This is a genomic window from Peptoniphilus sp. BV3C26 (assembly GCF_000478985.1).
In the GTDB taxonomy this organism is placed as follows: domain Bacteria; phylum Bacillota; class Clostridia; order Tissierellales; family Peptoniphilaceae; genus Peptoniphilus_B; species Peptoniphilus_B koenoeneniae.
The window spans coordinates 1-21,977 of record NZ_AWXB01000018.1 but is presented as its reverse complement, the minus strand read 5'-3'; the positions used below and the strand labels follow the sequence as shown (position 1 = coordinate 21,977).

Below are 21,977 nucleotides of genomic sequence, written 5' to 3'. Positions count from 1 at the left end.
TTAATAACTCCTCTCCAGGAAAATCATGCTCATTGTGATAAAGATGGTGATTAAACAAACAATAACATCAAGATTTCTAAATTTTATTTTTCTTCTTGAGCTATGTTTTCCAGATGCAGAAATTCCTCTTACTTCCGATGCGGCGGCAAGTTCTTCAGCTATTTTTGAAGATGAAAACATCATAGGAACAAATAAATATTCCATCGTTAAAAATGGTTTTTTAATAGAAATTAATCCCCTTAATCTCAACGAGTCGATAATTTCTTTAAACTCACTTTTAACTACTGGGAAAAATCTCATCATGAAAATAAGTGGCAAAGCAACATTTCTATGAATTTTCATTTTTTTCATTATTGCCATTATCTCTCCTGGAGGTGTTTTTAAAATTGGTATTACTGATAGAACTATAACTAATGTTCTTATAACCATAAACAGAAACATATCGGGAATCAAAATGCCAAAACCTTCTCCATTTGAGACAAATCTCAAAAAACTTAAAACACCCATTGCAATAATTAGTTTTATAGTAGATTTGCTATATCCTTGCAGTGATACATAAATAACTAGAATGGTGGCTAATAAAAAAAGTACAGTATCTTTGGACAATACTGAAACCAAAAATACTGTACTTAAAAATACTACTAATTTGGAACGTAAGTCCAAATGCATCATTTTATTATTCCTGTCTTTTTAAAATGCTTTTCTGTCATCTTATTTCCTAAATAGCAACCAATAATTGCCGCCACAATAGTACATGCTAAAGAAATAAGAATCCATTTAGGATTTGTATAATACTGAGTTTGTATTTGAACTTGTTCTGGAGATACGCCAGACTTAATGAAGGCATCTTTAAAAAACCATATTTCGCTCATACCATGAGCCGCTCTAGTTAATGATGTAATTATCCAAGCAATAGTAATTCTTTTTATATTCCTATAGCTATCTGTACCAAGCATAGATAACTCTGCAATTATCCCGCCACCTACAAACCATGGAATCATAAAAGGACCCATAAAGACAGTTGCTAATATAGCTTGTATAATATTATAAATTAGTGCAACGCCAGGTTTGCCTACTTTCATAGCCATATAAACAAAAAATGGTCCTAAAATTAGTGCAGTAAACACAGCATTAAAAATCATATTGAAAAATAATGATGCCCCTGTAATCATTGAAAAAGCAATGAATACAACAATCATGATTGCAGAAAAGATTCCTATGGTTGCTAAATCTTTTATAGTTAATTTTTTACTTTCCATAATTCAACCTCCTTAGTTGATAGCTGTTATCATTCTATAATAGACTAAGCTTATTTTCTTGACTATTTAGACTAAATGTGCTGTTTTAGATATTTTTCTATATTCTGAAGGAGTGAGATTAAACTTATTTTTAAAAGTATTTGAAAATTTAGCATGATCTGTGAAACCTACCCTAATAGCAATTTCCGTAATTGAAATTGATGTATTATTCAAAAAATCAGCTGCTACCTCCAATCTTTTACTTGTTATCGCTTCCTTAATTGTTTGCCCAAAAACACTCTTATAGCAAGATTTCATTGTGGTAGAATTTATCTTAAAGATTTCTGATAGTTTATCATAAGTTATATTTTTTTCGTAATTATTCTTTATAAATTCATCTATTTTCTTTACAATATCAACATTTGTCTTAATAAAATATTTCCTATCGCTTATCTTGTTACTGGTATCAAAGCTTGAAATATATAGGAAAAGTTCTTGAAATTTTACCCTTAGATATTCAATTAGAATTTCATCTGGAACTTTATAAACTTCATAAAAAATATGTTCAATATGCCGAGTAGCTCTTTGTACAAAAACTTTGTCCTTATTGCATAATTTTCTTAAAACAACTTCAAATTTAATCCCTAACATTTCCTCTAAAAAATATATTTCGCTATCAAATTCATTTGGATTAATATAAAAAGTCACACCATGATAATGAGATATAGGAAAAAAAGATTCCTCAGAGCTGTTACTACTTGCATTGATTGCAAAATCTCCCGATTCCATATAAGTAATAGTTCCATCGCTTAATACGCATTCAAATCTTCCTTCTCTACAATGATTAATCTCGTAGCTTTGATTTAAATTTTTTGATAATTTTTTCTTTATGACGGAAGTGTGTATATCATTATAAAAAACTGTTACCCCTTTGAAAATTTCGTACTTTGAAACTATATATTTTCCATTTTCCAAATTATGAAATTCGCAAATTCTCCCTTTAGAATTTTCTATTATTTTTTCTAAATTTCTTCCATAAAGATGACACATTAACTCCTTACCCATAAAAATCTCCTAATTAATGAGTTTTTCTCTCAAATAACCTTCCAACATCTTTTTGATTGTTTCTTTATTTTCAATAAAAATTTCTTTTTGATTTAAACTTTCATATCCTAAAATCAAAGTATTTACAAAGGTCACTAAAAACTCATCTTCAAAAATAGATGAGAGCTTATCGTTTGGAGGAAATGCAGACGATAAAATTTCTGTGTTTGTTTCTTTTAAATTTTTAAACATTTCACACAATCTTTTATCTTCATTTTGTAGTTTCAAAAAAATTGCATATATGCTTTTAAATTCATTTTCATCATAAATTCTTTCCATCATCATCTCAGCAATTGCGTCTAAAGTCGTTAACTTACATGTGTCGATAGTTTTGCTTTTTTCTCCTCTATATTTGATACCTAATTTCATAAAATCATAAATCATTTCGTAGGTTGAACCATAATGATAGTAAACACCACCTTTACTTAAACTTACTTTTTCTATAACATCTTCCATAGTTGTATTTTGGAAACCCTTTTCTAAGAAACATTTTTTTGCCGCTTCCAGAATTTCTAACTTCCTTTTTTCTCCAACTTTCAATTTTTTATCATTCAAAACTTTATCTCCTGTCAATAAATAATTCCGACGATACCGTCAGTTTTATTGTAACTCATTTGATAATTAACTTCAATACATGAATTATTTTAAATTTTAGTAATCTTATTTAAGATATTTGCTTGAACGCCATTTATACTTCTTAATTAATTTCTTTAAATGCGGTATAATTAATAAAACCTAATAAACGATTGACGCTTATAACTTTAATAGCTTTAATAGCAAGCACAGTAAGTGTACGGACACTTACGAAAAAATTAATGGAGCAGACCTTTATGGCATGCTCCATTTTTTTAATTTTTACCTTGTTAGGGAGAACCCTAAGACCCCAATAATTTATGATAAGGAGATATACTATGGATAATAGAAAAAGAAATAATCAATTAAAAATATATTTAACAGATGAAGAAAAAGAAGTTTTTGTAAAGAAAATGAAACTTGCAAACTGCATCATCTAACAATTCTTCTCTAATTTGCTTACTGAATGTACACTTATGACCTCTTATCATCTGCCTATGTTTACAACCATAGTAATAAAAATCTTTATACTTTGTGCCATCTTTCTTTTTCTTGGTACACTTGTTTCCAAACATTCCCACTCCACATATTGGGCATTTTACAATTCCAGAAAGCAAGTGCGTGCGTGTATCTTTACCTTTATTCACATGCTCATATTTCTTTGCTTGAGATTTTAACTTAACTTGAGCAGCTTGCCAAACTTCGTCGGAAACTATAGATTCATGTATCCCTTCTGATATTAGATATTCATCTTGTTCAACCTGCTTATATTGATTTCTTGTACCATGAACTTTTTCTAATGTTCTTCTTCCAAAGGCTATTTTTCCATTATATACAGGATTCTTTAATATCTTTCTTATAAGACCTGCATCAAACAAAGGATTCTTTCCATTCTGTCTTGGGATTTTTCTAATTCCATGATTCTCTAAGTATTTAGATAGCCCATTGGCTCCTATTTATCGCTCGCTTTCTTGTTTCCTTGATTTCTCAGTATTCATAAAACCAAAATTTCTTTCAGCAGAAAGGTCATGGCGTAAGTCATAATTCTCCACAAGCAGATAAAGTCCTACCTTGGTCTATTCAGTTTTCAAGGAACAATAGCCTAACGGCTTTAAGAGAGATTCTCTTCAACTTTATGGTTTTCATCACTTCCTTAAATAAAATATAAGGACAGATCTCCCTTCAATTTATAAAGGAAAATTTGCCCTCTTTGGTAACCAGAAACTATATTTCTTCTATAAATTTCTTTAGTTTTTCTAAAATCTTATCTCGCCTTTTTATTAAAGCAGGATGTGATATATTTTGAGTCTTTGCTACTGCACGAAGTGTTTCATCATTGAAATATAATCTTTCGATTATTTCCCGTTCCTCCTCATTTAACTTTGACATAGCATTTCTTAGTGCTTCAATCATTATTTGTGTAGCTACAACTTTTTCAACATCAACATTTTTATCTTCATAGATTATTTTCAAAATTCCCATCGTGATTTAGAGACGAAAAAAAGAGCAAGTGGTTTTTCTTGTCCACCTGCTCCAAATACTTTTCGTGTTCTTTTTCTCGCCAGTAGACTTTATAAATATCTTCACTGACTTTCACCTTTTGTCCTCCGACATAAAGGTAATACTCTTTTGCCATAAAGTTTCCTCCATTTCTTTTTTATCTGTTTGTTTTTCAGACAAAAAAGGAGGACTCCTGCATCTTGGCATAAGAAGTCCTCTAAAATGAACGAAACCCATTCTTTCCTTAATTGTATTTAATTGTTTAGACGAGTGAGTATATGAAAAGACTGACAGATATAAAGTCTATAGAAAAAAGGGCTATTTTTATTGCGACTTATTATTTGAAATAAACATATAGACCTTCCCATTTTATTCCTCCATTTATTTGCCGTTTATTATCAATCTTTTACAATCCAAATATCATCTTGATTAACAACACAATTCGAGCATCCCAAACATTGACTTTGGCATTTACTTATTGCAGACCTTTTCGTTTTTACCAAATATCCATTATTTTCGAGATATTCAATTTTCATTTTTACACTATCTAAATCCTCACCTGTCAGTTCAGCAAGTTCTTGCAAAGTGCAAGTCTTTTTCTTTTTCAATACTTCTAATAGTTGTATAAGCATACTTATCACACCTTAAAAAATCAGTAGTCCAATATGATACGCCACACAAGATATAATTAGAGCCGATAATATATAATACAGTGCTATTTTTATCGTCCATTTTTTTGAATGTGTTTCTTGTGCGGTAGCTGCAAGAGCCATTAAACAAGGCATATTGAAGAAAAAGGCAAAAGTAAATGCTAAGGCTTCCGGCTTTGAAATCATTGTCAACATATTATTGCTTAGAATAGCGGTATCTACTGTCCCTTTAACCTCAACTGCATGCCATATTCCTGAAGAAGTAAATAATGATGCCATTACTCCTAATGCCGATTCTTTTCCCATTGCAGAAGCAACAAAAGCCATAAATAATTGCCATGGTAACCCAAACAATTTTGTTACAGGCTCTATAAATGTTCCTACTTTATAAATAAGGCTGTTAGCTATATTTCCATCAGGCGTATAGGCAAGAATCCAAAATATAACAGAAATAAGGATAATGATACTCAATGCCCTTTTCAGTACATTTCCCATCCTATTCATTACAGAAGAAAGTAAATTTTTCCAATGTGGCTTGTGATATGGTGGAAGTTCCATAATCATTCCAAAATGTTCACTTCCCTCATAAAGCGATTTTCTAAAAATCCTATATGTGATTAGTAAATGTAGAAAAGCAACTACAAATAGGCTTAATATCACAAATACTGCCTGTTTTCCGAAGAATGTTCCTGTAACAAGCCCGACTACTCCCCATGTTGACCCGCAAGGGACTACCCAAGATAATGCAATCGTCATAACCCTCTGTCCCCATGAATCAATTACTCTCGTTCCTGTGATTCCACCTATATTACAGCCGAAACTTAACAAGAACGGCATAATTGCTTTTCCTTGCAATCCTAATTTTGACATAGTGTTGTCAAAGACATAGGAAACTCTTGCCATATATCCTACATCTTCCAAGAATCCAAATACTAAGCTAATTCCCAATACATAACTTGCCATTTGCAATGCAAAAGTAATTGCAGTCATTACGGCTCCACACAAAAGTGAAATCAGCCAATTTGATACTCCAATGGCGACAAGCCCCTTTGCCAACAATGTTGATATTTTAGGTATAACAAACCCAAATAACCCCATTAGCGGAAATCCGATGAGCATAGAAGCAACTAATCCTAAAATGATAACTCCGATAGCCATAGGTTTTCCGAAAGCTTTACTTGTGGCTATACGATCAAATTTGCTTCTCTTAAATACTCTCTTTTTCTGAATAACATTTGCATTGATAAGTTTATCTATCCAATCGAATTTGCAATTACCGGTTATCAGATTCCCATTTTTGATGCCTCTTAATATATCCTCTATTTCTTTAAATTTGTATTCATCAACATTATCTTTTACCAATTCGATTACTTTCACATCTTGATCGAATAATTTCCCGACAATCCATGATTTTGAAAATACGCCTATCCCTTCATCAGGAATGTAATTTTTCAGCAATTTATATTTATCTCCGGCGACACTTTCATATGCTCTTTCAAAATTATTGTCTGCTAAAATCCTTCCGCTGTCTGAACGCTCCAGAAAAGCATAAAACTCTTTGTATTCCTTTTTATCTGCCGCAACGATAGGAATGACAGGTATATTCAAGGATTTTTGTAACCCCTTTATATTTATATTTTTCCCTTGACTTGTAGCAACATCCATCATGTTCATGATTAAGACAACCGGAATATTTATTCCAATGTAGTCAGAGAGCATAAATAGACTTCGATTTAATTGTGAAGCATCTGCCATAATAGCAATTAGGTCTGCGTTCCCGGTTTCTATATATTCTCTTGTTATAACTTCTTCCTCTGAATTTGCTGATAATCCGTAAGTTCCTGGTAAATCCACAATCGTATAATTGGTATCTTTATACGAAAATTCGCCTTCTTTTTTCTCAACGGTTTTACCCGGCCAATTTCCAACATGTTGATTTGAGCCTGTCAACCCATTAAACAAAGTCGATTTTCCAGAATTAGGCTGCCCCAGCAAAGCAATCGTTATTTTCTTCATATCTCAAAGCACCTCCATCATTATTTTCTCTGCCTCTATCTTATTGACAGCTATCATCGTATCTCTACAATAAATGAGAATAGGTTGCTTTTTATAATTCTGGATAACTTCAACATCGCTTCCGACAGTTATTCCGATAGATATTATTCTGCTTTGAAAATGTGTATCACCAATAATTTCAACAACTTTACCTTTTGTCTTTTCTTTCAAAGTACTAAGCCTCTCCATAACTATTCTCCTTTATCATCCACTTTTTCGCTCTTTCCTGTGTATTTACCATTTCATAGTAATGTCCTTTTTTTCCATAAAGTTCATTATGATTTCCTTGTTCTTCAATTCTTCCGTTATTTATCAAAATAATTTGATTAGCGTTTTTAATGGTATTCAATCTGTGAGCAATAACAAAAACTGTCTTTCCTTGCATTAAATGCTCCAAAGCATTATTGATTTTAGCTTCATTATCAGGATCAAGAGAAGCTGTAGATTCATCCAACAAAAGAATTGGTGCATCCTTCAGAATCGCTCTTGCAATAGCAATCCTTTGTCGTTCACCGCCGGATAATGTACTTCCTCCATCTTTTATTTCCGTTTCATATCCATCCTTCATTTTCAAAATAAATTCATGGCAACAAGCTAATTTTGCAGCTTGATAAACTTCTTCCTTTGTTGCATTAGGTTTTCCAACCCTGATATTGTTATAAACAGTATCGGTTAACAGTACATTATCTTGAAAAACCTGACTAACATATTTAAGCAACACATCAGGTTTTATGGATTTTATATTTTTTCCACCAATTATAATTTCTCCACTATTTACATCCCAAAATCTTGCAATCAAATTAGCGATTGTAGTTTTTCCTCCACCGGAAGGACCAATTAAAGCTGTAGAAGTTCCTTCTTTTGCTTCAAACGAAATATTGTTCAGAATCGTTTTATTTCTATCATAAGAAAAATTTACATTCTTAAATTGAATATCAAAATTTTCTAATTCAACTTCATTTTCAGAATAAGGCAATGGCTTCGTTTCATAAGCTTTCTCAAGATTACTTGCAGCTAATTTCAAATCTTTCAATAGTCCATAGGAATGTTGAAAGGCAATAAGAAGTGCAGATAATGCTAAACTCATAAGCATAAAAGCTACAAACTGTTCAGTTTTAACACTACCATCTATAAGCAAATATCCTCCTATAAGAAGAACTATCGGAAGCAAAAAGTTAACTGTGATAAAGTACATACTTGTAGGTAACGCCATTTTCTTTTCTGCGTTTACGCTTGTCTTTCTAACATTTTCAAGTGTATTTATCATTCTTTCAAAATGTTCACTTGTCATATTAGCTGACTTAAACGCTTTCATACCTTGAATGTACTCTAAAATAATAGAAATCATCTTAGAATTTAAATTTCTTTTTCTTGCCCCGTATTTTTCTATCAATTTGTTGCCCCATATCAACATAGGATATGCGATAAGCAATACTAAACACTCTAATAATGCGAGCTTCCAATCGATAAAAAATGTGCCTAATAAAATCAATATTGCTGTAACTGCCGTTTTAATAACCGATGGCAAGGTGTGCGTTATGATCAGTTCAAAACTACTCAAATCTTTTGTAAGAGTTGATAATAGATAACCACTACTATTTTTTTGGAAATGACCAAGGCTCAAACTCCTATAATGATTTGCTAAATCCAAACGCATATCTCCACACATTTCAGCTCCTCTTGAAAAGCTCAAATAGTATGCATGCCTATAAATCAGTATCCTTGCAATCATACTGATGAAACATATTACCGTATATTCTATGATTAAGGTTTTAGTTAATGTATTTTGCAATATACTAACTACGGTAAAATAGAGCATTAAATACAAAACAATGCTTCCTATCGAATCAATAACCATTAGAAAAATCGGTAAATACAATTTTTCTTTTTTATCTTTCAGAAGTGTTCTAATAATCTTAAGCATTTGCACTTACCCCCTCTCCAAAGTAATCTTTTGTGTATGTGTTCCACATACTTTCATAGACCCCTTTTCTTTCTAAAAGAGTTTTATGTGTTCCAACCTCTACGACTTCCCCTTCATCAAATACAACAATTTGATCTGCATTCTTAATAGTATGCAAACGATGAGCAATCATAATAATTGTTTTATTTTTCAACAAGTTTTGAAGTGCTAACTGTATCTGGTACTCATTTTCTATATCTGAATAGGAAGTTGCTTCATCAAAAATAATAATTGGAGAATCTTTGAGTATTGCCCTAGCGATTGAGATTCTTTGTTGCTGTCCACCTGACAATTTCACCCCTTGATCCCCGATTCTTGTCTGATATCCATTCGGTAAACTCATAATAAAGTCATGAATTTGTGCTGCTTTTGCAGCCTCAATAATCTTATTTTCATCTGCATCTGTTCCCATACGAATATTCTCATAGAGAGTGTCCTCCAAAAGAAATACATCTTGAAAAACAAATGATGTAATGTCCATCAAATTATCTATTTTTAATTCATTGATCGGTATGTCGTTAATTTTAATTGCTCCACTTGTTACATCCCAGTACCTCCCAATCAATTGTGCAGCAGTTGTCTTGCCTGCACCGGAAGGTCCCACAAAAGCATTTATTGTATTCGGTTTTAAGAATAAATTTATATGTTGTAATGCTTTATTTTTTGTTTCTTCATCGTCATAACTGAAAGTAACGTCTTTAAAATCTATTTTCATACACTCATTCTTGTTTATGATTTTTGTTCCGTCTTTCAATTCATCCATATCCATTATTTTTTTTATGTTATCCAATCCGCTTCCAAGCTCCATAGATTGCATAAAGATTGTTACCATATTTAAGAACGAAACAAAAAAGCACATTGTAAGCATAATAAATAGCAAATAGGATGTTGCTGATAAAGAATTTCTCAAAAAGAAATATCCTCCGAACGGCAATGTAAATAAGATTGCTGAATCCAAAACCACTAAAGTTATTGATAAAGGATAGCAAGAACTCACACACATCTTTTTCCAACAAGTAATATACGCATTCAATGAGCTTCTATATTGTTCAAATTTTTCTGCTGTTAAATGATACATTTTTATTACAGGCATAGCCTTTATAAATTCGTTTGCCGAAGCATTTAAATCAGCAATATCTTCGGATAGCTCCGTTGACATATCCGGATAATTCTTTATTAGCATCATAGGAATTCCTAATCCCAAAATCATAGGAATAAGCATAACAAATGCCATCATCCAATTTAATTTCAACATGAAAATGAACATAATAACCGGAACAACTGCCACCTGAGCTAATTCCAAAGTGCTATGAGCCAAAAAATTTTCAACTCTATCTACATCATCAAACAACAATGTTTTAATTTCTCCGGGGGCATGCTCTTGAAAGAATCCCAAATTAAATTTTGAAATATGATTTACAACTTTCAGCTTAATTCTGTGTATTGTGTTAAAAGCTGCTGTATGAGATAAAATGCCCGCAAAGGACATTAGTATTGCTTGCAAAACAGCACTTATAATTCCTATACCTGCCCACATTAAAATTTCTGTATACGAAATGTTTTTCTGGAATATCATTAGTAATATCTTATAAACTACAAAATAAGGAACTAATGATAAAGCCGCAGAAATGACAGATAAAAACATTCCTAAATGTAGCTTTTTTCTCTCATTTTTTGCTAATTGGAATACATAAGATATCCCTGTCTTCTTTTTTTCCATTAGTTATTCCATCTCCTTTCATAATTGTTAGCCGTATCTAACTAACTACATTCATTATAAAGCTAATTTTTTATAACTCAAAATCTAACTATGAATTTTGATATTCCTTGTAATCCCTTTATTTATAAGCTTTTTATCAGTATTTCTATTTACATTTTTATAAATTTGTGATATAATAAAATAAATTTGTGATATTAAAAGAGGTGAGTAGAATTGATGGATAGAACAGTTATTGATTATTTAACAAACTTAGTACATGGCGCTCCTTTTATTCCTGTTCCAACTTTATCAACTGAAAACAAACAAATCTTTAAAATAGATCCCCATTTTGGCAAAGGTACTTTTCGCATACTAAAATTTGACAGCCGTTTAATTCTAATTTTAATTGCTAACTTTACTCCAAATGAAACAATGGAGAAAATAACCGAAGTATCTGAAAAGTATTTAGAGATTAGCCAATTTGAAACAGAAAGCAGTTCATTTAAAGTCGGTGGCAGAAAGTTAAATAATGTAGAAAAAGGTATATATTGTTACTTAAATACAGAAAAGAAAACTTATACCTATTGTGAGGCAAATAAGCCTGTAAAGTTTACGAAAATAATCCTAACCAAAGAATACTTTGATACTTTCTTAAAATTAAAATATGATGATTTTGAATATGAAAAAGCAAAGATTCTTAATTCTTATTTGTTAAAAACTCAAAATTCTCCGCAGTTGAATTTTATATTTCAACAGATAAGAGAATCCCAAGCTGAAGGAAAGATTTTGCCTTTATATTTGGAAAGCAAAGTTATGGAACTATTATCTATCATAATTACAGAGTTAGAAGAAAAGGAAAAAATATATCCGTTGTCTTAACTAAAAAAGATAAGCAAAATCTGAAAAGGGCTGTATCAGCTATGAAAAAAGATTTATCGGTTCATATTGACGGACTTGAACTCTCTAAAATTGCTTTAATGAGTCCTGCACGATTTCAATTAGCTTTTCGCAAATACTACGGTGTTCCTCCCTACGAGTACTTAAAAGAACTAAGGCTTAATAAGGCATTATTATTGCTGAAAAATCCCGAGTATAAAATATCTACGATAGCAGAAAAAGTTGGCTATACACACACAGGACATTTTGCTAAAATATTCAAATCAACTTATGGAATCACACCAAGTAAATATAGAAGTACAATTACTTAAACTAATATTAGAATTCAATATGTGCTTAAAGCTGTTCTTATACTATTAGTATATGAGCAAGCACAGTAAGTGAGTACCCACTTACGAAAAATTGATGAAGCAGAACCTTTATGGACTGCTTCTTTTTTTTATCAATTTTACCTTGTTAGGGAGAACCCTAAGACCCCAATATTTTATGATAAGGAGATATGCTATGGATAATAGAAAAAGAAATAATCAATTAAAAATATATTTAACAGATGAAGAAAAAGAAGTTTTTGAAAAGAAAATGAAACTTGCAAATTGCAAAACTATGTCCCACTTTCTTAGAAAATGTGTATTAGAAAAAGAGATTTATGTAGTAGACTTAGAGCCATTTAGAAACCTACAATGGCTACTTTCAAATGCAACAAATAATATAAATCAGATTGCAAAAGCTACTAATACAACTGGTGTTATTTACAAAAATGAAATTGAATCAATGAATAAACAGATAGAAAAATTATCAAAAGAAATATGGCAGATCCACTCCCTACTTCTTAATAAATCAAAAGAAAGCAATGGTGACTAATATGGCAATTACAAAAATACATCCTATAAAATCAACTCTAAGTTTGGCAATAGATTATATAACTAAGAGTGAAAAAACTGATGAGAAAATCTTGGTATCTTCATTTAAATGCCATCCATCTACAGCCCATACTCAATTTATAAAAATACGAAAGATCATATTCTATAGCATATTTTGAAACAAAAAAGAAGTAGAATAATTCCACTTCTCCAATACTTAATATTTTCTTGTCTATAATTTGCTATACAGTGTCTGTTAAATTACATCTCATTAATTCTATTTGATAAAATTGTAACTACACCAACCACCTTATCAAATGTCAGATCTCCAATATACTTATTTTCATTAAGGTACAGGTCATAGAAGTATCTCATTCATATTGTTTTACTTAAACAAATCTGCGTGTGAGCCAGTTCTTACTAGAGATAATACTAAAAACTCTTCTATTTTTTCATATATCAACAAAAAATCTGGCTCTATATGACATTCTCGAGTCCCTTTGTAATTTCCAGCTAATGAATGATCTCTATATTTCTCGTCAAGAGCTTCATCTTTTGCTATTTTTTCAATAACATCAAAGAGTTTCTCAATATCTTTTCCTTGCTTTTTAGCCTGCTTTATGTCTTTTTTGAACCTACTTGTAAACTTTATTTTATACTTCAAGGGCCTTCCTCAAATCATCCATATTATCGTAAGCTCTGACCTTATTATCTTTTGCTATCATTCTTCCTTCTTCTATAGCTTTTATAGTTTCATCATTTGGAATATCAAGTTTTAGATCAAAAGGAATGCCACTTTCTCTAATACTCGCCCTTAAAAACATGTTAATTGCAGTAGTCATATTTAAACCTAAACTAGAATAGATTTTTTCTGCTGCTTCTTTTATTTCTTTATCAGTCCTTATATTCAAATTTGTTGTAGCCATTTCATCATCTCCTTTAGGATAATTATATAGGTTTATTCGTGCAGCGTCAATACATCGTCATTATTAAGTGCTTTTATCTATTTTATATTTATTAAAATTTTTTTATTCAATATTTGCAGAACTTCTTGTGACTTTAGATTTTTCTTCTCTGCCAAGCTTCTTATCTTGCCCTTTATACTCTCGATATTAATCACCTATATAAAAAAAGAGCAGCCTTTTAAGCCACTCTTGTAGAAAGTACAAAATGAGTTAATTATATTTTTTGTGTTTCCTCATACTAGTCTCAAAACTACTCTTACATCCATGTAGTTTTTTTGAGTCTTTTTGACGTATCCTTCTTCATCTTTATCAAATACAAAATGCTTATAAAACTGCTTAAAATGCAGGATTTCTAAATTTATATCTTTTGTATCAAGGCTAGACTCTTCAAGTGAAACGGGTGAACACTAAGTATGTCATGAATTCTTGTATGTATGTGGAAACATATCCACATGCTTTTTAACGATAACATAAGCCTATCCTTAAAAGGCATTCGCTCTACAAACCGGGAGTTGTCATCAAACCGGAGCTCCTGTTGTTCGTCTTTTCAACAAAATAAAGCTTATGGCACAAATACTAATATACACTATAGCAAACAATACAACATGAGCTATGCTGATAGGGTATGGGGCAATCCACCCTTGTTTGAAAAATGCGATAGAAATTACACCCGTAACCATAGAAAGTGGCATGAACAAGAACCCGCTGAGATTAAGCCAGTTGACAACGAAAGGTGCCCTTGCTGCAGAGAGTAACCGCCCTATAAAGTATCCAGCAATTCCAACGGCCTTAATAATCATTGAACCCCATAGGGTATCCATGGTTTGCCTTTCATACCAGCCTGCAAAAGCACTAAATAATCCAATCCAAACAAATGCTGTTGATGCGATATATAGTATCTTGCTTTTTAGCTCAGAGCTTTTCTGTTCTTTATCTGCAACTGGTTCAATTCCTTTTAGAATGTAATCGGTTGTAACTCCGAAGTAATCGCTCATGGTAATTATTTTTTCCAAATCCGGCAAGCTTTGTCCACTTTCCCATTTTGAAACCGCCTGCCGAGATACTCCAATCTTGCCTGCAAGTTCTTCCTGTGAAATTCCTTTTGTTTTTCTCAAATACTGTATTCTGTCTGCCATGTTCATAACGCACACTCCTTTCTTATATGGTTTAGTTATATCAAACAAATCGGTTTCATACTACCAAGCTGCCTTGGAAATATGTCAACCAACAGTTGCAATGCTGTTTTTTTATTAAGCCAATATAAACAAGCTATCCTAAAAATTCTAATTTATCTTTGTTTAAAAATAAATCCCATTATATAATTCGATAAACTCTTTAGTAAACTTTGTGACAAATTCATAATCAAGTTCAGTGGCTAAGGTTTCTTCATTTTACTTAGTTCTTGACAACAACGTTATTGCCTCCACATGTATCAAGACTACCCTGATGATAACCCTACATCAAGAAATAGGTCTGCGTGCTCGTTGCAGGACGAAAAATGGCAAAGGGAATGCCGTATAATGGTCTGATCCGCAGATTCATCACCAAGGGAAAACAAATTGACAGCTGCTCCGACGAACAGATTGCTCAGATTGAGATCTGGTGCAATGACCTTCCACGGAAGTCGTTCGGCTACCGCCCCCCCCCAGATACACTCTTTGAGGACGAACTTGACAAAATTTACTCCTGTGTTGCCTGATGAACGATTCAACTGCCAATGTTCAACTTGTTATTGCAATTTACGTAATTTAAAAATCACGATATAAAAGCGACTAAGTTATTTTATTCTTAATCGCTTCAAAAATTGTCTATATGTGCTTTACAAAGCTTTTTAATTCTTAAATGTCGGTTGCTTTTAATCGTTTACTTTTTTTACAATCTCCAGCTTGCAGCTCGCTCTCTTGCCTTGATAAATGCTGAATAAATTCCTTCTCTATTTATCAAATCGTTATGTTTGCCTTCTTGAACCAATTTACCGTCATCAATCACTAGTATCTGATCGGCTTTTTTCACAGTTGAAAGTCTGTGAGCTATCGAAACTACAGTGTGTCCTTTGGACAATTCCTCAACCGCGGCCAAAATCTCATATTCATTTTCAGGATCAACGGAGCTGGTCGCTTCATCTAAAAGAATAATAGGTGCATTTTTAAGTAATGCTCTAGCAATAGAAATTCGTTGTTTTTCACCACCGGAAAGAGAACTGCCACCCTCACCTACCATGGTGTTATAGCCATCAGGAAGTTCCATAATAAAATTATGGCAACGAGCCTTTTTAGCAGCTTCCACTACTTCTTCATGACTTGCCTTAGGATTTGCAAAGCGAATATTATTCTCTATAGTATCTTGAAAAAGATAAACATTTTGGAAAACAAGTGAAAGATTTTTCAGTAAACTTTCTACTTTATAATCTCGTATATCCCTATTTCCTAATCTTATTTCACCACTGTCAACATCATAAAAACGAGAGATCAAATTGATTATTGTCGTTTTTCCGGATCCTGACGGTCCTACGATAGCTGTCTTTGACCCTTGTGGAATAGTAAATGAAAGGTCTTTTAAAACAGGCTTCCCTTTGTCGTAACTAAAGCTCACCTTATCAAAGACGATATCCTGATTTTCCATAACTTCCAAAGTCCCGTCACTTATTTCAGGAATATCTAAAACCTCATCCAAATATTGCATATTGGCAGGATTTTTAACCATGAGGATGGCTGCATTTTCAAGTTGTTTTAAACCGCCGAAAATCATAAAGCCGGCAGCTGAAACAGTAAGCGCTTGTGGTAATAAAACTTCCCCTTTCGTATAAAGATAACAAGAAAATAATGTAACAAGTAGACTCGAAAGATTAATAACAGTAGAAAAAATTCTTGCATAAATAACAAAGACGATTTCAAAATGTACTTGAGAGAGTCTAAGTTCTTCAGAAGCATTTTCCAATTTAGAATGTATTTCTTCAACAACACCTTCATCTGCAAACGGAAAACTGCGAAGCACAGGAATCCCGCTAATGCTATCAACTAACGCATCACCCACCTTTGTAATAGCTGCATGCTCACGTGCAACCTCTTTTTTTGCTTGATTAACCATAAGAGACATGCATAGCCAAATAAGAATTAAACAAATTAAAGTTAAAAATCCAATTTTAGTATTTACACCGAACATCCCAACCAACAGAAAAAAGGATATTGAAATGCCTGAAACAGCAAAGTCGATACTCATTGCAGAGTAATTTTCAAGACTCTTCATAACATTGGTAAATGCCGCCATAATTCTTGATAGGCTTTGTTCTGCAAAATATCCCATAGGCGCCTTTTTAAGTTTTTCGCCAACTGCAAGTCTGTAGTCCTTGAAAATGCCAAAGAAAACACCGTCACTAAGACCGCTTTTCGCCCAGCCTGTCAAAAAATTAAAAAGAAAGGAAGCAAAAAGCACTCCGAAAATTGTCCAAATATGCTCCCATGTAGTTTCATTCATCCAACCGAATGCAAGAAAGAGAGCGAAAAATCCAAACAGCATTGAAGCATTTTGCAGAAAAATAAGAAACATTCCTGCCTTAAGACGATTTTTATACTGTCCTGCCAGTTTGAATGATAATCTTATAAACTCCATGTCTTATTCCTCCCCTAAATATTGTTTCCACAGGCTTGCATAAAGTGGCTCTTCCATCAGTTCTTCATGTTTACCCTTGGCTATAATTTGACCTTTATCGATTAGAATTATTTGGTGTGCCTGCTTGATTGTATTTAACCTATGAGCAACCATCACAAGATTTTTCCCCTTTACGAGATTCGATATTGCTTCTTGGATGAGAGCTTCATTTTCAGGATCGGCATAAGCTGTTGCCTCATCCAAAATAATGGTTGATGCAGGTTTCAAAATTGCTCTGGCAAGAGTTATTCTCTGTCTTTCACCGCCTGACATTGCTCCTCCTGCTTCTCCTGCTTTTGTATCATACCCTTTAGGAAGTGCCATAATAAAGTCATGGCAATGAGCAGCTTTTGCTGCCGCAATAATTTCATCTTCGGATGCATTAGGCTTTCCAAGACGAATATTATCTCTAATACTTACATCGAAAAGAAAATTATCTTGTGAAACAAAAGAAATCTCTTCAGCAAGCTGTTTAAATGAAATATTCTTTGTATCAACATTACCAATGGAAATTTTACCCGATGACTGATCCCAAAATCCTGCTAAAAGCTTTGCAATTGTAGATTTTCCACCACCTGAAGGCCCGACAAGCGCAGTCACTTCTCCGGGGCTTGTTTCAAAAGAAATATTATGCAATACCTCGGTTCCGTCATGATAAGAAAAACTTACCTTATCAAATTTTATTCCCTTGCCCCTATCTATAGTAACTTTATTTTCTGCATCAGGACGTTTTTGATCAGGCATATCAAGCAATTCTTGTATGGATACCCAAGTATTGGAAGCCATCTGAAAAAGTTCAAAGCTCATCATGATTGCAAAAGCTTGTGGAAGGATAGCAATTGGCAGAATAAGTGATAAAAGCAATGTTTCAATGCCTATTTGCCCGTTCCCATATAAATAGAAAGCTAAAGGTAAGCTCACTATCTGTGGTGTCATCATTGCAGCCGTCATAAGTGCTTTGCCAAACCAACTTTGCTTCCACCATTTCATCGTTGAAAAATGATAGAATTTTACTGCATCTGCAAACTTTCCATACGAAACTTTGTCTTGTGCAAATGCTTTGATTACAGGAATTCCACGAACATACTCCGCACTTCTGTCGGCAACATTAGCATAACTTGATAGCCACACCGCCATTCTACTACGGTATTTATACATCATTGTAATCATCGCTAAAAAAACAATTGGTAGCGGCACAAATATTGATAATCCTATGCGCCAATCTAAATAAAACAAAATAACTGTGCAAAGTATCGGATGCAAAAGCCTGCTAGGTAGTTCAGGCATCAAATGGGCTACCCAGTCTTCCATATCTGCTACTCGATCCATGATAATTACCTTAATTTTACCTACAGGATTATCCACCAAGTACCCCATTGGAATTACCTTTAATTTTTCAAACAAAGTCTGTCTAAGTTTTGCAAGTATGGAAAAAGAGGTTTTATGTGAAATGGTTGTGCTGAATCCTGAAAATATAAAGTAAAGGAGCAGTGATCCTATTGCAAAAAAAGCATATTTCATTAACGCATGAAAGCTGACCGGATTACCCCCGGCATTTTTTATAAGCCATCCTGCTGCATAAGCACTAAAAAAATAAGTAGAAAAACTAAAAAGCTCTCCAATGCAGGCAAAAATAACAGAAATTCGCATCCTACCCTTATACTCAGGTGCTACACTCATAAGTGCTTTATTTAAACCACCCATACTGATTTTAGGTTTTTTTTCGCTTTGCTCTACATCACTTTCGATTCGCTGCATAATCTCATCAGGAACATCCAAGTTTAAACTCTCTACCTCTTTTATTAAATTTTTATTTTGCTTGAGTTTCTTGCTGTCCGAAGCAGAGCAAATCAACTCATCATTTTTTTTCTTCATTAACTCATCTCCTTTTCAGTTAGCTTATACTAACTATTAGTTTAAAAAAATTACCTTATTTTACCTTTTTCATAACTGTCAATAAACAGTTTTATTATTTCTATAAAAAACTCTCTATTATTTATAAAGCTATCCCTTGCCCCATCTAAGATTTCACAACCTAGTATAACTGTATTCATAAAAAATATTAAAAAGTCATTTGTGAGATATTCACACCCATCTTTCTTTGCAACTTTAACTCCTATATATGTAGCCTTTAAGGATTCTTCGACCAAAATTGGGAACAAATTCTTTAGGTCCTCATTGTTTTTCGTAGCCTGAAGATATATGGCATATACGCTCATGAGTTCACTTTCATCAAGTACTTTATCGACAATCATATGTGCTACAGCATTAGCATCTAACTCTCCCGGATACTCTGCCAGAACTTCATTAATCTTATCGACTCGATAAGCCATACCTTCTCGCATTAAATCATGTAATATTTCAACTTTATTTTTGTAATGGTAATACACACCTCCTCGAGAAAGCGAGGTTTCAACAATAATATCTTCCATTACCGTGTCAGCAAAACCCTTCCTTAAAAAAACCTTTTTAGCTGCATCTAATATTTCTTTTTTTCTGATTTGACTGACTTTCTGTTTTTTCCCTTCCAAAATCTATACCTCTCTTTGTAAATAAAACTGACAAAACTGTCAGTTTTATTGTAGCATCATTTTAAGTTAGCGTCAACTAACTTTTTCGGAATACACTTTATGGTGACTTGTAATATGAAATGCAACAAATAAATAAAATAATCCATGGCTAATCTGATAAAGTGTTACTACCCACAAAAACACAAAGGAGAAGCCATGGATTAAGTATATTGTACCACTACTCGAGAAAAAGGAAGCCATTTAACTTATCAAGATCGTCAAACCTTAGAAAGGATGGTCATGGAGAATCACAGGAAACCTGCTAAGGAGAGAATATCAAAGAGTAAGATGGCAGAAATGCTTGGCGTTCATCGCTCAACAATCAGCCGAGAGCTCAAAAGGGGCGAAATCACGCAGCGTGATATCCTGTGGAAAGAATACACTTCCTATTGCGCCGATGTAGCACAAGATCTCATTGATTCCAATACCACGGCAAAAGGTCCCTCTTTAAAGTTAGGTAAAGATCAGCTCTTCCATGATTTTGTTGAATACTGGATAATAGAGAAAAAGTATTCACCGGATGCGGTAATCATGAAGATCGAAAACGAAGGACTCTCTTTTGAAACCGAGATTTGTACAAAAACCCTCTACAACTACATCAGCAAAGGTTACTTCCTCAATCTGACAAATAGAAACTTACCCCGTAGAGGTAAAAAAGTCAAAAGAAGATATCAAGGAGCAGGAAATGTATTCAAAAGAACAACGAGAAACCGCATTGCAACTGCATGATGAGTTTCAATCAGTTACTAAAGTCATACAAAAGCTTGGCTATCCCAGTCGGCAAGGTATGTATAAATGGATCCGGGGACGCTCAAATCCTCCTGAGGATAAAGCAGAGCGCAAAAGGATAAACAACTCTAAAGAGCATCCTTTGCATCCTTCTGTAGAGACCAAGTTCGCAATTTTAGAGCGTTGTTTTATGAAGGGCGAAAACGTACAATTGGTTTCTGAGGAAACCGGTTATAGTCGGACATCAATCTACAGATGGAGAAAACTATATGTATCACAGGGAGTAGCCGCACTAATGAATGAAAAAGATAGACCAAGAGGAGAACCGGAAGAGGGGCCCAGGCCTCAAAGGATGAAATAGTAGAGCTAAAACAGCAAATACTCGAAATGCAAATGGAGATAGATATCTTGAGGGAGGCGATCAAAGTCATAAAAAAAGACCCGGGCATCAACCGGAAAAACCTGAACAACAGGGAAAAGACAACGATCGTTGACGCCTTAAAGAACCGCTACTCGTTGTCGCAATTGCTGTCAATCCTGCATCTTTCTCGGAGCAGCTATTATTATCAAGAGGCAACACGCAAGAAGCCGAATAAGTATACTCGCTTAAGAGTTCGTATTGCAGAGCTCTTTGCCGAAAATCGAAAGTGTTACGGTTATCGTCGCATTCATGCTTTGCTTCAGCGTGAGGGCATTACCGTTTCAGATAAGGTTGTCCGCCGTATCATGAGCGAAGAAAATCTTGTAGTTACCGTAAAAAGGCGGAGGAAGTACAACTCCTATCAGGATGAGGTTTCCCCAGCTGTTCCTAATTTAATCCGGAGCGACTTCCATGCAGAGCAACCGAATAGCAAATGGCTTACTGATATAACAGAATTTGCCATACCGGCCGGCAAAGTCTACCTGTCTCCAATCGTAGATTGCTTTGACGGTATGGTTTGCGCATGGTCAATCAGCGTCTCTCCGGACGCTAAACTAGTTCACGAGATGCTGGAGAAAGCAATAGACACTCTTCAGAGCGATGAGAATCCCACGGTCCATTCAGATCGTGGATGTCACTACCGTTGGCCGGGTTGGATTCAGCGTATGGATGAGGCGGGCCTTACTCGCTCCATGTCTAAAAAAGGCTGTACTGGCGACAATGCTGCTTGTGAAGGCTTTTTTAGAAGACTAAAACCGAGATGTTTTACAATAAGGATTGGTCAGGGGTCAACATATTTGAATTCATGCAGGAGCTTAATGATTATATTTCTTGGTATAATGAAGAGCGTATTAAAACGTCATTGGGAAATCTTAGTCCTGTAGAGTATAGGAGAAAACTTGGATTTGCTGCATAAAAACTGTCCAACTTTTTGTCCGCACCCCCGTACCTTTTTTAAATTTTATTCGTTTATTTCACCAGCAATATCTATATATTCTTTTAATTTTCGTTGTAATAAATTCTTGTCTATCAATTTTAGACAATTCATCTTCACCTATTTATATATCCAAATGGTGCTCTGTATTAAGTTTGGACAAAAGTGCAA

General features: G+C 33.6%; 21 protein-coding genes and 6 pseudogenes. 10 read left to right on the top strand and 17 right to left on the bottom strand.

The window, feature by feature from the left end; genetic code table 11:
• The 4 genes from HMPREF1253_RS02160 to HMPREF1253_RS02145 all read right to left on the bottom strand — a co-directional run bounded on the left by HMPREF1253_RS02160 (position 1) and on the right by HMPREF1253_RS02145 (position 2,897).
• Positions 1-672, bottom strand: a complete 672-nt coding sequence (locus tag HMPREF1253_RS02160; RefSeq protein ID WP_023055105.1) for an energy-coupling factor transporter transmembrane component T — start codon at positions 670-672, stop codon at positions 1-3.
• Complete coding sequence (locus tag HMPREF1253_RS02155; protein ID WP_002834820.1) at positions 669-1,259, bottom strand: MptD family putative ECF transporter S component; 591 nt, start codon at positions 1,257-1,259, stop codon at positions 669-671. The genes HMPREF1253_RS02160 and HMPREF1253_RS02155 overlap by 4 nt, the downstream gene beginning before the upstream one ends.
• Before the next feature lie 66 nt (positions 1,260-1,325).
• Positions 1,326-2,303, bottom strand: a complete 978-nt coding sequence (locus tag HMPREF1253_RS02150; protein WP_023055141.1) for an AraC family transcriptional regulator — start codon at positions 2,301-2,303, stop codon at positions 1,326-1,328.
• Positions 2,304-2,312: 9 nt separating this feature from the next.
• The gene (locus tag HMPREF1253_RS02145) at positions 2,313-2,897 is read right to left on the bottom strand and encodes a TetR/AcrR family transcriptional regulator (protein WP_023055140.1); all 585 of its coding nucleotides are present in this window, start codon (positions 2,895-2,897) and stop codon (positions 2,313-2,315) included.
• A 356-nt stretch (positions 2,898-3,253) separates the two neighbouring features.
• On the opposite strand from HMPREF1253_RS02145, the pseudogene HMPREF1253_RS10250 reads away from it, so the two are divergent.
• Positions 3,254-3,346: pseudogene (locus HMPREF1253_RS10250) on the top strand (plasmid mobilization relaxosome protein MobC); the annotation flags it as partial.
• On the opposite strand, the pseudogene HMPREF1253_RS09580 reads toward HMPREF1253_RS10250, so the two are convergent.
• The 7 genes and pseudogenes from HMPREF1253_RS09580 to HMPREF1253_RS02110 all read right to left on the bottom strand — a co-directional run.
• A pseudogene (locus HMPREF1253_RS09580) lies at positions 3,335-3,871 on the bottom strand (recombinase family protein); the annotation flags it as partial. The pseudogenes HMPREF1253_RS10250 and HMPREF1253_RS09580 overlap by 12 nt on opposite strands.
• Positions 3,872-4,139: 268 nt before the next feature.
• Positions 4,140-4,551, bottom strand: a pseudogene (locus HMPREF1253_RS02135) (sigma factor-like helix-turn-helix DNA-binding protein).
• 262 nt (positions 4,552-4,813) lie between these two features.
• Entirely contained in the window at positions 4,814-5,047 is a 234-nt protein-coding gene (locus HMPREF1253_RS02130) for a FeoC-like transcriptional regulator (protein WP_023055120.1), read from the bottom strand.
• A 12-nt stretch (positions 5,048-5,059) separates the two neighbouring features.
• Entirely contained in the window at positions 5,060-7,081 is a 2,022-nt protein-coding gene (gene feoB, locus HMPREF1253_RS02125) for a ferrous iron transport protein B (protein ID WP_023055138.1), read from the bottom strand.
• Positions 7,082-7,084: 3 nt separating this feature from the next.
• Entirely contained in the window at positions 7,085-7,309 is a 225-nt protein-coding gene (locus tag HMPREF1253_RS02120) for a FeoA family protein (protein ID WP_002416391.1), read from the bottom strand.
• Complete coding sequence (locus HMPREF1253_RS02115) at positions 7,296-9,044, bottom strand: ABC transporter ATP-binding protein (RefSeq protein ID WP_036739187.1); 1,749 nt, start codon at positions 9,042-9,044, stop codon at positions 7,296-7,298. The genes HMPREF1253_RS02120 and HMPREF1253_RS02115 overlap by 14 nt, the downstream gene beginning before the upstream one ends.
• On the bottom strand, positions 9,037-10,803 hold the full coding sequence (locus HMPREF1253_RS02110; RefSeq protein ID WP_023055132.1) for an ABC transporter ATP-binding protein: 1,767 nt from the start codon (positions 10,801-10,803) through the stop codon (positions 9,037-9,039). Before HMPREF1253_RS02110 ends, HMPREF1253_RS02115 begins: the two co-directional genes overlap by 8 nt.
• A 216-nt stretch (positions 10,804-11,019) precedes the next feature.
• On the opposite strand from HMPREF1253_RS02110, the gene HMPREF1253_RS02105 reads away from it, so the two are divergent.
• The 4 genes and pseudogenes from HMPREF1253_RS02105 to HMPREF1253_RS09825 form a co-directional block, all read left to right on the top strand.
• Positions 11,020-11,661, top strand: a complete 642-nt coding sequence (locus HMPREF1253_RS02105; RefSeq protein ID WP_023055093.1) for a hypothetical protein — start codon at positions 11,020-11,022, stop codon at positions 11,659-11,661.
• A gap of 41 nt (positions 11,662-11,702) precedes the next feature.
• Entirely contained in the window at positions 11,703-11,990 is a 288-nt protein-coding gene (locus HMPREF1253_RS10375) for a helix-turn-helix transcriptional regulator (protein WP_023055145.1), read from the top strand.
• A gap of 193 nt (positions 11,991-12,183) precedes the next feature.
• A complete protein-coding gene (mobC, locus tag HMPREF1253_RS02100; RefSeq protein WP_023055095.1) occupies positions 12,184-12,540 on the top strand; it encodes a plasmid mobilization relaxosome protein MobC in 357 nt (118 codons plus the stop codon).
• A gap of 1 nt (position 12,541) precedes the next feature.
• Positions 12,542-12,694: pseudogene (locus HMPREF1253_RS09825) on the top strand (relaxase); the annotation flags it as partial.
• 230 nt (positions 12,695-12,924) lie between these two features.
• On the opposite strand, the gene HMPREF1253_RS02095 reads toward HMPREF1253_RS09825, so the two are convergent.
• The 3 genes from HMPREF1253_RS02095 to HMPREF1253_RS02085 form a co-directional block, all read right to left on the bottom strand.
• A complete protein-coding gene (locus HMPREF1253_RS02095) occupies positions 12,925-13,203 on the bottom strand; it encodes a type II toxin-antitoxin system YafQ family toxin (RefSeq protein WP_023055115.1) in 279 nt (92 codons plus the stop codon).
• The gene (locus tag HMPREF1253_RS02090) at positions 13,193-13,465 is read right to left on the bottom strand and encodes a type II toxin-antitoxin system RelB/DinJ family antitoxin (protein WP_023055106.1); all 273 of its coding nucleotides are present in this window, start codon (positions 13,463-13,465) and stop codon (positions 13,193-13,195) included. The genes HMPREF1253_RS02095 and HMPREF1253_RS02090 overlap by 11 nt, the downstream gene beginning before the upstream one ends.
• 557 nt (positions 13,466-14,022) lie before the next feature.
• On the bottom strand, positions 14,023-14,640 hold the full coding sequence (locus HMPREF1253_RS02085) for a helix-turn-helix domain-containing protein (RefSeq protein WP_238318866.1): 618 nt from the start codon (positions 14,638-14,640) through the stop codon (positions 14,023-14,025).
• 362 nt (positions 14,641-15,002) lie between these two features.
• Between HMPREF1253_RS02085 and HMPREF1253_RS10040 the strand changes: the two genes are divergently transcribed.
• Positions 15,003-15,203 (top strand): hypothetical protein, encoded by a 201-nt coding sequence (locus HMPREF1253_RS10040; protein WP_155803720.1) that lies wholly within the window; start codon positions 15,003-15,005, stop codon positions 15,201-15,203.
• Between the two features lie 173 nt (positions 15,204-15,376).
• On the opposite strand, the gene HMPREF1253_RS02080 is transcribed toward HMPREF1253_RS10040, so the two are convergent.
• From HMPREF1253_RS02080 to HMPREF1253_RS02070, 3 genes are read right to left on the bottom strand one after another with little or no spacing between them, the layout of a single operon-like run.
• On the bottom strand, positions 15,377-17,113 hold the full coding sequence (locus HMPREF1253_RS02080; protein ID WP_023055149.1) for an ABC transporter ATP-binding protein: 1,737 nt from the start codon (positions 17,111-17,113) through the stop codon (positions 15,377-15,379).
• A 3-nt stretch (positions 17,114-17,116) separates the two neighbouring features.
• On the bottom strand, positions 17,117-19,027 hold the full coding sequence (locus HMPREF1253_RS02075; protein WP_023055110.1) for an ABC transporter ATP-binding protein: 1,911 nt from the start codon (positions 19,025-19,027) through the stop codon (positions 17,117-17,119).
• 50 nt (positions 19,028-19,077) lie between these two features.
• A complete protein-coding gene (locus HMPREF1253_RS02070) occupies positions 19,078-19,683 on the bottom strand; it encodes a TetR/AcrR family transcriptional regulator (protein ID WP_023055133.1) in 606 nt (201 codons plus the stop codon).
• 240 nt (positions 19,684-19,923) lie between these two features.
• On the opposite strand from HMPREF1253_RS02070, the pseudogene HMPREF1253_RS02065 reads away from it, so the two are divergent.
• The 4 genes and pseudogenes from HMPREF1253_RS02065 to HMPREF1253_RS10685 form a co-directional block, all read left to right on the top strand.
• Positions 19,924-20,451, top strand: a pseudogene (locus HMPREF1253_RS02065) (transposase); the annotation flags it as partial.
• Positions 20,408-20,812 carry a helix-turn-helix domain-containing protein gene (locus HMPREF1253_RS02060; RefSeq protein WP_036739184.1) on the top strand — a complete coding sequence of 135 codons (405 nt, stop codon included), beginning with the start codon at positions 20,408-20,410 and terminating at the stop codon, positions 20,810-20,812. The pseudogene HMPREF1253_RS02065 and the gene HMPREF1253_RS02060, both read left to right, overlap by 44 nt.
• A gap of 26 nt (positions 20,813-20,838) precedes the next feature.
• Positions 20,839-21,585, top strand: a pseudogene (locus HMPREF1253_RS02055) (IS3 family transposase); the annotation flags it as partial.
• 47 nt (positions 21,586-21,632) lie between these two features.
• Positions 21,633-21,788, top strand: a complete 156-nt coding sequence (locus tag HMPREF1253_RS10685; protein ID WP_369758366.1) for an IS3 family transposase — start codon at positions 21,633-21,635, stop codon at positions 21,786-21,788.
• The last annotated feature ends 189 nt before the right edge of the window (positions 21,789-21,977 follow it).